The organism is Herbaspirillum rubrisubalbicans (genome assembly GCF_003719195.1).
Lineage (GTDB): Bacteria > Pseudomonadota > Gammaproteobacteria > Burkholderiales > Burkholderiaceae_D > Herbaspirillum > Herbaspirillum rubrisubalbicans.
In genome coordinates, this window is record NZ_CP024996.1 from 242,272 (window position 1) to 255,714 (window position 13,443).

Genomic DNA, 13,443 nt, shown 5'->3' on the forward strand with positions numbered 1-13,443 from the left:
CTTTCCCGCATCACGGACAGGCCATGACGCAAGCCAAGCCCTATAAGATCCCCGAATCGGTGCTGGTGGTGATCCACAGCGCTGATCAGCATGTATTGTTGATCGAACGCGCCGACCAGCCCGGTTTCTGGCAATCGGTGACCGGCTCCAAGGATAGTCTCGACGAAGAACTGTCGGAGACTGCCCGACGCGAAGTGGAGGAAGAAACCGGCATCGTCCTCAGCGATGGCAGCGTAGAATCGGCCAGCGATGGAACCAGATGCGTGCCGCGCGCGCATCTGCGCGACTGGCAACTTTCCAACATCTATGAAATCTATCCGGTCTGGCGGCATCGCTATGCGCCGGGCGTGACCAAGAATACCGAGCACGTCTTTGGCCTGCTGGTGCCGCGCGACATCCCGGTCACGCTGGCTCCGCGCGAGCATACTCGCTACGCTTGGCTACCCTATCGCGAAGCGGCCGACCGCTGCTTTTCGCCCTCCAATGCAGAGGCGATCCTGCAGTTGCCCAGCTATCTAGCCAGGTAGCCGTCTGCATGGTGCCAGGGCTGTCCAGACAAGAACAACAGAAAGGCTGCATCGATGAAGCTGCGCGTTGCTACATACAACATCCACAAGGGCGTGACCTCGTTCGCCGGACGCCCGCGCATCCTGGCGTTGAAGCAGGCGCTGGCGCAACTGGACCCGGACATCCTGTTCCTGCAGGAAGTGCAGGGCCGACATGACCTCAATGCCCTGCGCCATGCGTCCAACTGGCCACAGCAGGGCCAGCACGAATTCCTGGCCGGCGACACCCACCACGCCGCCTACGGCATGAATGCCGTCTACGACCACGGTCACCACGGCAATGCCTTGATCTCGCGCTTTGAAATCGCTTCCATCCGCAATCAGGATGTCTCTGACCATGCCTATGAATCGCGCGGCATCCTGCATTGCGTGGTGCCGGTGGAAGGAGTGGAGGTGCATTGCTACGTGATCCATCTGGGTTTGTTCGCCAATGGCCGGCGTCGCCAGACCGATGCACTGATCCAGGCGGTCAGCACCTCCTCCCCGCCTGATGCCCCGCTGCTCATTGCCGGTGACTTCAACGACTGGACCAATCAGTTGAGCCGCACGCTGTACCAGAACCTGGGGGTGGTGGAAGTGTTCGACCAGCCGCAACCGACTGCACGTGGCGTGATGCAGGGCTTGCGCCGGCTGGGTGGCCTGTCGGCGCCGATCCGCCCGGCGCGCACCTTCCCGGCCATGATGCCGTGGCTGCGACTGGACCGTATCTACGTGCGTGGTTTCCGTGTGGAAATGGCGCAGGTGTTGAAGGATGGCCCGTGGGCGCGCCTGTCGGACCATGCGCCCATCGTCACCGAACTGCAGTTGGCCTGACCTTGCGCCACCTCACCTTTACCGACGGCAATCAGATCGCGCTGCTGCACAGTGGCGCGGGTTTCTATCCGGCACTGATCAACGCCATTGAGGCGGCACGCGTCGAGATCTACCTGGAAACTTATATTTTTTCGCTGGATGAAACCGGTGTACTGATATGCGAAGCGCTGCAAAGGGCCGCTGGACGCGGCGTAGTGGTCTACGTCATCAATGACTGGCTGGGAACCGGTCGGGAAAATACTAAGAAATTGCACCTCGCCCTGAGCGCGGCCGGCGTCCAGCATCGTTCCTTCAATCCCTGGTTTCGCCGTGGCGTGGCGCGCAGCCATCGCAAGCTGTGCGTGGTGGATCGCCAGGTGGCTTTCGTAGGTGGACTCAATATCAATGACGACATGGTCTCCGACCGCGACCATGTCACGCCGCTACCGGCGCCGCGCTGGGATTTTGCGGTCAGCATCATCGGCCCGTTGGTGCAAGAGGTCTATCGTGAAGTGCAAGCACAATGGCTGCGCGTGGGCCATATGAAGTTGAAAGCGCGCTGGCGCAACTTCAAGCGCTTGCGTCATGGTCATCCCGGCCCGGTACACGACCAGACCCAGGCTGCCCTGGTGGTACGCGACAACTTCCGCAACCGCCGTACCATCCAGCGCGCCTACCTGCAGGCCCTGGGGCGTGCGCGCGAAACGGCCTTCCTCGCCAATCCTTACTTCGCCCCCGGTCGCAAGATGCGCCGGGCATTGGAAGAGGCTGCTCTGCGCGGCGTGAAGGTCACTCTGCTGTTGGGTGTGGGCCAGTTCGTGATGCAGGATGCGGTGGCGCATTCCTTCTATCCCAAGCTGCTGCGGGCGGGGGTGCGCATCGTCGAATATACCCATACCGAACTGCACGCCAAGGTGGCCGTGATCGACGACAAGTGGTCCACGGTCGGATCGAGCAATTATGATGGTCTGTCATTGTTCGTGAACCAGGAAGCCAACGTGGTGATCCAGGATGCCGCCTTCGCCGGTTACTTGCGCCAGGAGATCGAGGCGGGGGCAGCGCACGGGCGGGTGGTGCATCTGGCGGACTTCCTGCACGTGCCCTGGTACAAGCGCGCCGCCTATGGTGCTGCCTTCCTCCTTTATCGCACGGTAATTCATATCATCACGCTGGGAAAAGACGCCTGAGCCTTATTTTGCGCTCCCTTGATGTACCGAAAATTCACCATATCGCATTCCCAGCTGAAATGGACTAAGATGACCATCCCGGTTTTCCAAGGGCAGCCGCTACGGCTTCCTGCTATTTCAATAAAAGGAGCGAGTTATGGATGATGTGGTCATTGTCGCAGCACAGAGAACGGCGATCGGCAAGTTCGGCGGATCCTTGTCGAAGATTGCAGCAGCCGATCTGGGTGCGCAAGTCATCAAGGCCTTGCTGGCCAAGACCGGCATCAAGCCCGAAGCCATCAGCGAAGTCATCCTCGGCCAAGTGCTCACCGCAGGTCTGGGCCAGAACCCGGCGCGCCAGTCGGTCATCAAGTCCGGCCTGCCCGACATGGTCCCGGCCTTCGTGGTCGGCAAGGTCTGCGGCAGCGGTCTGAAGGCCGTGCAACTGGCGGCCCAGGCCATCCGTTGCGGCGACGCCCAGATCGTCATCGCCGGCGGCCAGGAAAACATGAGCGCCTCGCCGCACGTCCTGAACAACTCGCGTGACGGTTTCCGCATGGGCGACGCCAAGCTGACCGACACCATGATCGTCGACGGCCTGTGGGACGTCTACAACCAGTACCACATGGGCATCACGGCCGAGAACGTGGCCAAGAAGTTCGAGATCAGCCGCGAAGAACAGGATGCCTTCGCCGCCGCGTCGCAGAACAAGGCCGAAGCCGCCCAGAAGGCCGGCCGCTTCAAGGATGAGATCGTCCCCATCGAGATCAAGGGCAAGAAGGAAACCGTGGTCTTCGACACCGACGAATTCGTCAAGCATGGCGTGACCGCCGAAGCCCTGGCCGCACTGCGTCCGGCCTTCGACAAGGCCGGCACGGTGACGGCGGGCAACGCCTCGGGAATCAACGATGGCGCCGCTGCGGTGGTGGTCACCTCGGCCAAGCTGGCCGCTGAACTGGGCCTGCCGGTGCTGGCCAAGATCAAGGCTTACTCCTCGGCGGGTCTGGACCCCAGCATCATGGGCATGGGCCCGGTGCCGGCCTCGCAGTTGACCCTGAAGAAGGCCGGCTGGACCCCGCAGGACCTGGACTTGATGGAAATCAACGAAGCCTTCGCCGCGCAAGCCATTGCGGTGAACAAGCAGATGGGCTGGGATACCAGCAAGATCAACGTCAACGGTGGCGCCATCGCGCTGGGTCACCCCATCGGCGCCTCCGGTTGCCGCGTACTGGTGACGCTGCTGCATGAGATGGTGCGCCGTGATGCCAAGAAGGGGCTGGCTAGCCTGTGTATCGGTGGCGGCATGGGTGTGGCGCTGGCAGTGGAGCGTTGATCTGATTGTCATTCGTGTTTTGATGAGGAAACGCCGGCTTGCGAGCCGGCGTTTTTTTTGCGTCCGAATGATGCGATTGCACTTCTCAGCTTGCCGGATTGAGAATCTCCGGCGGCAGTTCTGCATGGTGATATTTCTTATAGATGGCGTTGAGCTGACCGTTGCCCAGCTTGGCGCGTATCCAGCCATCGATCTTTTCCTTCAAGCGTGGCTCTCCCTTGCGCAGTCCCACCGCCAGCAGGTTGGCCTTGAGCGTGAGCTTATTCTCGATATCTCGCATCGGATTCTTTTCATTGACGACCTTGAGCAGCATGGGTGAAGTGACCCAGATGTCGGCCTGGCCACTGACCATCGCTGTCATCGAGGTGGCGTCATCGTCGAAGCGTGTGATGGTGGTCGATGGCGGCGCGATCTTGGTCAACTCCTGATCGTTGGTGGTGCCACGCGTAGCGATGACCTTTTTGCCGGCCAGGTCGGCAGGGCCGGTGATCTTCATGCTCCTGGGCGCCCCGACCACCACCAGGATGGGGGCATAAGGCACCGAGAAATCAATGACCTTGGCACGCTCGGCTGTGATGGAAAAGGCCGAGATCACCACGTCGGCCTTGTTGGTCTGCAGGAAGGGTACACGGTTGGTCAGCGTCGTGGGCACGACTTCCAGTTCCAGCCCGAAGTCCTTGGCCATGAGCTGTGCGGTTTCGACATCGGAGCCGATCAGCTTGAGCTTGTCGTCTTTCATGCTGTAGGGAGGGACGGCCAGGTCGATGGCCACGCGCAGTTTCTTGGCTGCCATGATGGTATCGAGCTGGTCTGCTTGTGCAGTACTGGCGCCGAGCAGCAGCAGGCCCAGCAGCGCGCCGCGCAGGCGCCGTCTGGGGGATGAGGGGATAGGCATGTCTCGCTCCTTTTTTGGTTGAGGTTGGAACAACGGTGGCGGGGGATAGCTTCTGCGTTACAGACCGGTGCCCACGAAGTTGCGCAGTTCCGGTGTGGCGGGGGAGTCAAGGATGTCGGGCCCACCCTGCTCCCACACCTGGCCCTGGTGCATGAAGATCACCTGGTCCGCTACGCGTCGTGCGAAGCTCATCTCGTGCGTCACCAGGATCATGGTCATACCTTCGGCCGCCATCTGCTCCATGACCTTGAGCACCTCGCCGGTCAGTTCCGGGTCGAGTGCCGAGGTCACTTCGTCGAACAGCATCAGTTGCGGCTGCATCGCCAGCGAGCGGGCAATGGCCACGCGCTGCTGCTGGCCACCAGAAAGCTGTTCGGGATAGGCCTGTGCCTTGTCGCCCAGGCCGACGCGCTCAAGCACCTGCCGCGCCAGTTCCTGCGCCTCTGCGGGCGCCAGGCGCTTTACGGCAGTCGGACCCAGCGTAATGTTCTGCAGCACGGTCAGGTGCGCAAACAGGTTGTAGCTCTGGAAGACGATACCCACATCGCGGCGCAAGGCGCGCAGATCGAGTTGCGTGGTATGGACGGCATGGCCGCAGACGCTGATCTGGCCTGCGTCGATCTGCTCCAGCCGGTTGATGCAACGCAGGGCGGTACTCTTTCCCGAGCCGCTCTTGCCGATGATGGCGACCACTTCACCGCGCGCGACCTTGAAGGAGACGCCGCGCAGCACCGCGTTGTTACCGAAGCGTTTATGGACGGCCTGCAATTCAACGATGGTGTGCATGAAGTTTCCTTTCTAGCGCCCGGCTCCAGCGCGACAGGGGGTAACACATGGCGAAATACAACAGTGCGGCGCTGCCGAAGTAGAGGAAGGGCTGGAAGGTGGAGTTGTTGATCACCTTGGCGTTGTAGGAAAGTTCGGCAAAGCCGATCACCAGCGAAGCCACCGAGGTGTTCTTGATCACTTGCACCGCAAAGCCCACGGTCGGTGGTGTAGCCATGCGCAGGGCCTGCGGCAAGACGATCATCCACATGCGCTGCCAGCGCGTGAGCCCGAGGCATTCGGCGGCTTCCCACTGGCTCTTGTGGACGGCCTGGATGCAGCCGCGCCAGATCTCGCCGAGGAAGGCACTGGCGTAGATCACCATCGCCGTGGCCGCCGCCGGCAATGCATCGACCGTGCCGATGCCGGCCAGTGCCGGGCCGTAGAAGCACATCCCCATGAGGACCAGCAAGGGCGTGCCCTGAATCAGTTGTATCCAGGCGCTGGCCATATGCCGTACGGCTGCCAGGGGCGAGACCCGCGCCAGCGCCAGAATGAGACCCGCCATCGCGCCCAGCGATAGCGTCAGCGCTGACAGCAGCAGCGTGCCCCAGGCGCCCTGCAGCAAGGAAAGAAACTGTTCATGCGTCATGCTTGCTCTCCTTCAAAGGGGAGTGCCAAGCTTGCGCCGGCGCGTGAAGGCCAGTTGCCCGAGCATCCAGAAACCGGCCCGCATCAGGCAGGACAGGGCCAGATAGAGCACCCACAGCACCAGGAACACCTCGAAGTTGCGGAAGGTATCGGACTGCACGCGATTGGCCACCCCCAGCAATTCTTCCGCGCCCACCGAAGAGAGAATGCTGGAGGCCAGCATCATCAAGACGAACTGGCTGGTCAGGGCCGGCCAGACGCGCTCCACCGCCGGTTGCAGTACCACGTGCCGCAACACCTGCAGCGGCGACAGCCCCAGGCAATGCGCGGCCTCGATCTGGCCATGCTGGATGGACTCGATGCCGGCACGCACGATCTCGCAGCTATAGGCGCCGATATTGATGACCAGCGCCATCGTCGCGCCGGCCATGACGGGCATGGTGATCCCCACCGACGAAAGCCCGAAGATCAGGAAGTAGCACTGGATGAGCAGTGGCGTGTTGCGGATCAGTTCGACATAGCCGCCCACTGCAGCGCACAGCCAGCCATGGCGGCTGCCACGTGCCACCGCACAGACCACGCCCAGCAAGAAGCCCAGCAGCGTGGCCAGGAAGGACAGTTGTATCGTGCTCCAGGCACCTTGCAACAGTAGCGGCCAGTGCGCGGCGACGCTGGCGAAATCGAATTCGTAATGCATGTCTGCTCCTCGCTCTCGGGATGAAAGGACTGTTGCGTCTAGAGTCGGCGCAGGTAGGTTGCATCAAGCTGATCGATATCCGGGCAAGCCAGCAGCGCCAGCACGCGGTCCACTTCGCTGCGCAGGATGTCCAGTGCACGTGCTGCGCCCGCCTGACCGCCAGCGGCCAAGCCGTAGGTGGTGGCGCGACCCAGCAGGACGGCGTCGGCGCCCAGGGCGATGGCCTTGACGATATCGGCGCCGCGTCGGAAACCGCCGTCGAGCATCACCGTCAGTTGTCCTTTCACGGCAGCGACGACTTCAGGCAGCACATCCATCGTCGACAAGGCGCCATCGAGCTGGCGCCCGCCATGGTTGGAGAGGACGATGCCATCCACGCCCAGCGCCACGGCGCGTTGTGCATCCTGCACCTGCATCACTCCTTTCAAGACCAGTTTGCCGTTCCAGATGCCGCGCAGCCATTGCACATCACGCCAGTCCAGCGCCGGTGACAGTGATTGGCCGAGAATGGATGCCGCCGCGCCTCGCACGCTGGTCTGATCGGCCGGCAACAGATCGCCCAGGTTGGCGAAGCGGGGAAAGCCGTGCGGGTAGAGGATGTCGATGAGCCAGCGCGGATGGCACAACACATCGAGCTTGTTACGCCAGTCCAGTCGACGCGGACTGCTGAAGTTGCGCACGTCCCATTCGCGCTTGCCATAGACGGCGCTATCGGTGGTGAGCACCAGCGTGTCGATGCCTGCGGCTTGCGCGCGCTGCGCCACGCTGGCCACGAAAGCACGGTCGCGATACAGGTAGACCTGTTGCCACACCTGCGCCCCGGAACGGCGCACCACCTCTTCCAGCGAAGTGGTGGACACATTGGTCAAGACAAAGGGAATGCCGGCACCCGCAGCTGCGCTTGCCATGGCAATGTCTCCCTCACGGGCCAGCAATCCGCTGAAGCCGGTCGGGCCGATCAGGAAGGGCGAGGCGATCTCCTGACCGAACAGCTTGCGTGCCTGGCGGCGCACCGAGACATCCACCAGGGTGCGCGGCAGAAAGCCGATGTGGCTGAATACCTCGCGGTTGCGACGCAGGCTGATTTCTTCTTCGGCGCCGCCTTCGACATATTCGAAACAGAAATTGGGAACTCGCTTGCGCGCGATGGCGCGCAGTTCCTCGATGCTCTGGGCACGTTGCAAGTCCGTCCCGGTGTATAGACGACGTTCCAATTCGGCTCTCCCGATTGCACTTCGTGGATGTCAGCGGCTTGACCCCCTGACTTGCTCGGCAGTGTATAAATTGGTCAAGCCAAAAGCAAATTATTTTTATAAATCAAAATTGGTAAGGCCGAAATGATGTCCGCGCCTGTGAGACAATCGCCAAAAACCCTGACAAACTGTTCCAAAGGCCAGCTTGTCGGCTTCTCCAGATTAGTTAACACGATGTCCAGCCAGAAATCGCCCGACTCCCGTCGCCTGTACCTCCAGATTGCGGACCGCCTGCGGACCGTGATGTATCAGCCTGGCTTTACCAGCCAAGGCCGCTTGCCGCCTGAGCGTGCGCTGGCCGAACAATTGGGCGTGTCGCGGCCCTCGATCCGGGAAGCCTTGGTCGCCCTGGAGCTTGAGGGAAGGGTGGAGATCCGCATGGGATCGGGGGTCTACCTGACGCAGACAGTTCCGCCGGAGCTGCACAAGGAGGATGCGACAGTCGAGGAAATGGGTAACAGCCTGAGCGACATCATGGGAGCGCGGGCCATTTTCGAGGGCGCGATTGTCGCCCTGGTTGCGCCGCTGGCCAAGCCCAGGGATGTCAAGGCGCTGCGCGCGATCTACGACACCATGGAGTGCGAATGCCAGGCAGGCAGGAGCCCTGCCCACGCTGACCGCGAATTCCACATTCGTATCGCCCAGATGACCCATAACGAGGTACTGGTGCAGACGGTGGCCCGGCTTTACGACGAACGTCAGGATCCGATCTCGGCCAAGCTATTGGATCATTACGAACCGGAAGATAGCTGGTTCACGGCGCTGCACGAGCATCGCGAGATTCTGGAAGCCATCGAGGCCCGCGATGCCATCCAGGCGCAGGCGGCGATGCAGCGACATCTGAAGTTGTCGCTCAAGCGCACCATGACGCGCAAGCAATTGAGCTGAACCGGGTTGCCCCATTCAGGTGGCAGAAAAGAAGTGACAAGGTCACGAGCGATTGCCTGCGGTGTCGGCGGGAATGAAATTATGAATCGTGATGTCTTTGCGGCCTGACGGTACCTTGATGCTGCCTTTGCCGCTGATCAGCTTCATGTGCTTGGCCGCAAAGGCCACAAACATCTCGCCGGCCCGCATCAGGAGGCTGCGCCCTGTGCTGACTTGGGTATTGGTCTGGCTGACCATGTCGATGTGTTGCGCTGAGCCCAACACCATGGCGTCCTGGCTCGTGATGCTCACGCCCGCCGGTGCGTCCACGGCGATCATGGGCGTCTCGGTGTGCACTGCGCCGCTGGCGGGCTCGCTCGCATCCCAGGCCTGCAGTTGGGTTCTGATGCGTTCCAACTGGGCCAGATCGGTCGCCTCGGCGTGATGCCTGGCTGCATCCTGGCTCAGGCGCTGCGCCAGCTCTTGCAGATCGCGCAGTGTCTCCAGCAGGACGGCACGCTCCAGGATGCGGCCGCGTCCCCGGTCCTGGCGGTGCGCGGTGATCAGGACGCCCTTGCCGGCACGCAGCACGCCGTGTCCGTCAGTTCTGGTTTCCACGCCCTCGCCACGATCACTGCCTTGGCCGTCGTAGCGTGGTTCGGTCAGATAGCCCAGGTTGATCTGGCTGTGCTGGTGTTCACTGGCCAATTGCGTGCTGATCTGGCCGGGGGTGTCATCCAGGCGCAACTGGTTGTAGCGCGCGCCATCGACCTCCTTGGACTTGATGCCGGACAGGAAACGGTTGCCCGGCAAACCGCCAGCGTGGCTGAAGCGCGCCGGCAGGTTGAGGCCGTTGTGCAGGACCCCGGCGACGAACATCTTGTCCGGATCGCCGCCGAGAAAATCGATCAGGACTTCCATGCCGACCCGGGGCACGGCATCGTGTCCATAGCCTGCCCCGGCCCAGGCGCTCGATACGCGTACGAAGGCGCTGTCCTGGTCATGGCCGCTGGTGCCCGCCCCTTGGGCATGGGCGTGGTCTTCCGCTTGCAGGCCCTGCAACTGCACCTTGATGCGTCCCAATGCATCGCAGTACACCTCTTCCTGTGCCGGCCCCACCACCAGCGCCGTGATCGGATGCACGGCAGGTAGATGCTGGCGTGGATCGTAATGCGGGCTCAGCGAGGCAGTGCGCCGCACGCAAGTGAGGTGGTTGTGATAGCGCAGATCGCTTGCACCTTGCGGTACTCCGGCTTGCCACTGGAGTTCCGGCAAGAGTCGTTGGATGGGATCCTGCAAGACCTTGGGGAAATTGTTTTCGGCGCGCTGCTGCAGCGAGGTGACGATGAATTCGCGCTGCGAGGCATTCCGGTAGCGCATATCGGGGTGCCGTTCCAGAACGAACCAGTGTCCTACCGCCAGGTCGCGCACACTGCCACTGGCCTGGAAGGATTCGCAACGGCCTTCGTGCGCCGACATGCGTGCATCGGCCAGGCGTACCTGGTCCAGCAGATTCTCTGCCACATGGGGTGCCTCGATGAAGCGATCGGTGATGGCCAATCCGAGTTCGGTGCCGGCCCTTCCCTGGTCCACGATGCCATGGCTGACCACGTCATTGATGCGTAACGATTTATAGTCCCAACTGGCGCGTTGCACGCTGGCCGGCGTCAGGCTGCGTTCGCAGCTCCATGCGCTGATGCTGTCGCGTTCTTCGGTGGCACCGTCGCGGTGATAACGCACACTGGCCGCACTGGCTTGCGGCAGCAGCGCCACCTGGTCGCAGAACACCAGGGTGTGAGCTGGCGTGGTTGAGGTGTCGATACCGTCCGATGTCTGGGGCGTAGCGATGTACCAGGTGATACCCTCGCGCCGGCAAAGCCGTTCGATGAAGTGCGCATCAGACTCGTTGAATTGATGGCTGATCTCGCGGATCGGATAGCGTGCATCGTCGAGCCGGTCGAGGTCGAAGGAAAAGGCACTGGCCAGTACGGGACTGCGCTGGCGCCATTCGCGCAGCATGATCTCAAGGATGGCCGGTACGTTCTTGCTGCGGAAGATACGCGTGTTGATCCGTTCCCCCATCACCGAGAGCGCATCACGTAGCGTCAACTGATAGACCCGCAGTGCCCTATCGGCATGGCCGGCCCGCGCATCGGTGATCAAGCCATTGATATGGTGCAGGCCGCCGCGGTCGGTCACCATCTCTATGCCGATCGGCTGCCCCAGCAGTTCTTGCAGGGGCAGATCGGGATTGATGGACAGGCAAGTCAGCTGTCCTTCCACTCCCTCCAGCAGCGCTTCGCGCAGCTCTACCCGTTGCACCAGCAGTTGTTGGGAGAGATGCGCTTCACGCTGGCTCCAGCGTAAGCGAAGGGGGCGGTATTGCTGTGTCAGGATGGCCTGGGCGAAGGCAGTCGTGACTGTCGAGAGGTTGTCGGTCATGGCGGGTACCGGGGCAATGAAGGCTGGTTGAGCAAGCCGCAAAGCATAAGTACACCGACCCGCCGGGGAAGCGATGAGCCCAATAAAGACCAGGTTTCCCGATTTTCTTGTGTATATTTTTAGAAAAATATCGATAATTACCGCCAGACCATTTCTCTCCCATCCCCAACAGCATGGACACAACGCGCATCGACAAATGGTGCTGGGCCGCGCGCTTCTTCAAGACGCGCTCGCAAGCCACCGAAGCCGTGGACCGCGGCCGCATCAAGCTCAACGGCGAGCGCACCAAGCCGGCCCACAACGTCAAGACCGGCGACCGCCTGCAGATCGACAATGGATCAACCGAATGGGAAGTGCTGGTCACCGGCATCGCCGACAAGCGTGGCTCGGCCGCCATTGCCGCGACCCTCTACCAGGAAAGTGAAGAGAGCCTCGCGCGGCGTGCCGCCCAGGCCGAGCGCCATCGCCTGTTCCGCGAACCCTCGGCCGAGATCAAGGGACGGCCGACCAAGCGCGACCGGCGCCTGCTGGACCGTTCCTCTTCTTGAATCGATGCGTTGCCGCCACACGGCGAGCTCGTTGTAACATGAGGGCCGATCTCCCCGACCTGTCTTTTCTCCACTCCCGGTATGAAGGTGCAGATGTCCCAGGTAGTCCCCTCCGAACCCGTATCACCCATGCCGGTGGCGCGGCCCCTGCGCAAGGAGTGCCCGCCCGGCGCCTGCGACTGCCAGCGTGAAGCCCTGCTGGAATGCCTGCACGCCCCCGAGGCGCGCGTGCTGTGGCTGACCCGCGAAGAAGAAAAACGTCTGATCGAACGCATTACCCGCGTGGCCAGCTATGAAGAGCTGCTGCACGTGGGCAGCCTCATGCGCAAGAACCTCGGCATCCACCTGCACATCAGCCCCGGCCCCAACGAAGTGCGCACCGTGCGCGGCCTGCAGATCCACCTGGCCGAGCAACCCGGCCTGTGCCGCAAGACGCGCGAGACCATTCCCGCGGCCATCCGCAAATGCCTTGAAAACAACCCCACCATCGTCTACGCCCTGCTGGATGCCCACGACCTGCTGGGTGCCACCACTTCTCCTTCCGCGCCTGCCTGAATGCTTGCTGCATGGCAAATCCGCCCGCATCAGGCACGCTGATTTTTTTGTTTGACTTTTGCGGCGCGATGAATAATAGTACGATCGTTCGAATTAATTCTGTGTGAAGATAAATTCATGCGACCAGGAGCAGCGGCCATGCAGCCGCGCCCGGTGAACGACTTCCTTTCCCTCACGCCCTGGTGATGGATATCAAAGAGATAACGATGACAGAGACAAGCAAGGTGACCACCGCGCCCGCCCGGCCCAAGTTCCTGCGCAAGGGCGAGCAGACCCGCGCCGCCATTCTGGACGTGGCGCTGGAGCTGGCCAGCCGTGACGGGCTGGAAGGGCTCACCATTGGTCTGTTGGCCGAGAAGATGAAGATGAGCAAGTCCGGTGTCTTCGCCCACTTCGGCTCGCGCGAGGACTTGCAGATCGAGGTCGTGCGGCTGTACCACAATCGTTTCGAGCAGGAGGTGTTCTATCCCTCCATCAAGGAACCACGCGGCCTGCCGCGCCTGGAAGGCATGTTCGCGCGCTGGATCAAGCAGGTCACGGTGGAAATCGCGCTGGGCTGTATCTACATCAGCGGCGCGGTTGAATACGACGACCGCCCCGGCGCCATTCGCGATCACCTGGTGGCGATGGTCCAGGCCTGGCGCGATGCCCTGGAGCGCTGCATCCGGCAGGCCATGGAAGCCGGCCATCTGCGCGCCGACATCGAGGTCAGCCAGATGGTCTATGAAATGTATGGCCTGATCCTGGCCCTGCATCACGATGCGCGCTTCCTGCACATCCCCGGCAGCGTCGAGCGCGCCGAAGCGAGTTTCCGCCGCCTGATTGACAGCTATCGCCCGCAAGGCAGCGACAGCAGCACTCAGGCCGCACCCGCCAAGCATTCAAAATCGGCTGCCAGGAAGGCAGCCTAAAC

14 protein-coding genes are annotated in these 13,443 nt (G+C 62.0%); 8 read left to right on the forward strand and 6 right to left on the reverse strand.

Translation table 11 applies throughout. From position 1 onward, the window contains the following. The first annotated feature begins 23 nt into the window (after nucleotides 1-23). The 4 genes from nudB (at nucleotide 24) to RC54_RS01135 (ending at nucleotide 3,857) form a co-directional block, all read left to right on the forward strand. A complete protein-coding gene (nudB, locus tag RC54_RS01120) occupies nucleotides 24-527 on the forward strand; it encodes a dihydroneopterin triphosphate diphosphatase (RefSeq protein ID WP_061789447.1) in 504 nt (167 codons plus the stop codon). A 54-nt stretch (nucleotides 528-581) separates the two neighbouring features. Further along, nucleotides 582-1,379: an endonuclease/exonuclease/phosphatase family protein gene (locus RC54_RS01125; protein WP_017451844.1), complete on the forward strand. Its 798-nt coding sequence runs from the start codon at nucleotides 582-584 to the stop codon at nucleotides 1,377-1,379. Between the two features lie 2 nt (nucleotides 1,380-1,381). Then, complete coding sequence (locus RC54_RS01130; protein WP_061789448.1) at nucleotides 1,382-2,545, forward strand: phospholipase D-like domain-containing protein; 1,164 nt, start codon at nucleotides 1,382-1,384, stop codon at nucleotides 2,543-2,545. 136 nt (nucleotides 2,546-2,681) lie between these two features. After that, nucleotides 2,682-3,857, forward strand: a complete 1,176-nt coding sequence (locus RC54_RS01135; protein ID WP_017451846.1) for an acetyl-CoA C-acetyltransferase — start codon at nucleotides 2,682-2,684, stop codon at nucleotides 3,855-3,857. An 85-nt stretch (nucleotides 3,858-3,942) separates the two neighbouring features. Here the strand turns inward: RC54_RS01135 and RC54_RS01140 are convergent, their stop codons facing one another. Genes RC54_RS01140 through RC54_RS01160 form a run of 5 tightly spaced genes read right to left on the reverse strand, consistent with a single transcriptional unit; the run spans nucleotide 3,943 to nucleotide 8,079 of the window. After that, complete coding sequence (locus RC54_RS01140; RefSeq protein ID WP_058893924.1) at nucleotides 3,943-4,752, reverse strand: transporter substrate-binding domain-containing protein; 810 nt, start codon at nucleotides 4,750-4,752, stop codon at nucleotides 3,943-3,945. A 57-nt stretch (nucleotides 4,753-4,809) separates the two neighbouring features. Then, on the reverse strand, nucleotides 4,810-5,538 hold the full coding sequence (locus tag RC54_RS01145) for an amino acid ABC transporter ATP-binding protein (protein WP_017451848.1): 729 nt from the start codon (nucleotides 5,536-5,538) through the stop codon (nucleotides 4,810-4,812). After that, on the reverse strand, nucleotides 5,522-6,169 hold the full coding sequence (locus tag RC54_RS01150) for an amino acid ABC transporter permease (RefSeq protein WP_017451849.1): 648 nt from the start codon (nucleotides 6,167-6,169) through the stop codon (nucleotides 5,522-5,524). Before RC54_RS01150 ends, RC54_RS01145 begins: the two co-directional genes overlap by 17 nt. 12 nt (nucleotides 6,170-6,181) lie before the next feature. Continuing rightward, nucleotides 6,182-6,865 carry an amino acid ABC transporter permease gene (locus RC54_RS01155; RefSeq protein WP_061789449.1) on the reverse strand — a complete coding sequence of 228 codons (684 nt, stop codon included), beginning with the start codon at nucleotides 6,863-6,865 and terminating at the stop codon, nucleotides 6,182-6,184. A gap of 38 nt (nucleotides 6,866-6,903) precedes the next feature. Further along, nucleotides 6,904-8,079 carry an alpha-hydroxy acid oxidase gene (locus RC54_RS01160; RefSeq protein ID WP_061789450.1) on the reverse strand — a complete coding sequence of 392 codons (1,176 nt, stop codon included), beginning with the start codon at nucleotides 8,077-8,079 and terminating at the stop codon, nucleotides 6,904-6,906. 213 nt (nucleotides 8,080-8,292) lie between these two features. Between RC54_RS01160 and RC54_RS01165 the strand changes: the two genes are divergently transcribed. After that, on the forward strand, nucleotides 8,293-9,006 hold the full coding sequence (locus RC54_RS01165) for a FadR/GntR family transcriptional regulator (protein ID WP_058897451.1): 714 nt from the start codon (nucleotides 8,293-8,295) through the stop codon (nucleotides 9,004-9,006). Between the two features lie 42 nt (nucleotides 9,007-9,048). Here RC54_RS01165 and RC54_RS01170 read toward each other — a convergent pair whose 3' ends face one another. Then, complete coding sequence (locus RC54_RS01170; RefSeq protein WP_244216427.1) at nucleotides 9,049-11,427, reverse strand: type VI secretion system Vgr family protein; 2,379 nt, start codon at nucleotides 11,425-11,427, stop codon at nucleotides 9,049-9,051. Between the two features lie 173 nt (nucleotides 11,428-11,600). Here RC54_RS01170 and RC54_RS01175 point away from each other — a divergent pair, with 173 nt between their 5' ends. The 3 genes from RC54_RS01175 (at nucleotide 11,601) to RC54_RS01185 (ending at nucleotide 13,441) form a co-directional block, all read left to right on the forward strand. Next, nucleotides 11,601-11,975 (forward strand): RNA-binding S4 domain-containing protein, encoded by a 375-nt coding sequence (locus RC54_RS01175; RefSeq protein ID WP_058893932.1) that lies wholly within the window; start codon nucleotides 11,601-11,603, stop codon nucleotides 11,973-11,975. A 93-nt stretch (nucleotides 11,976-12,068) separates the two neighbouring features. Further along, nucleotides 12,069-12,530 carry a hypothetical protein gene (locus tag RC54_RS01180; protein WP_061789451.1) on the forward strand — a complete coding sequence of 154 codons (462 nt, stop codon included), beginning with the start codon at nucleotides 12,069-12,071 and terminating at the stop codon, nucleotides 12,528-12,530. A gap of 206 nt (nucleotides 12,531-12,736) precedes the next feature. After that, a complete protein-coding gene (locus RC54_RS01185; protein WP_044531327.1) occupies nucleotides 12,737-13,441 on the forward strand; it encodes a TetR/AcrR family transcriptional regulator in 705 nt (234 codons plus the stop codon). Nucleotides 13,442-13,443: the final 2 nt, after the last annotated feature.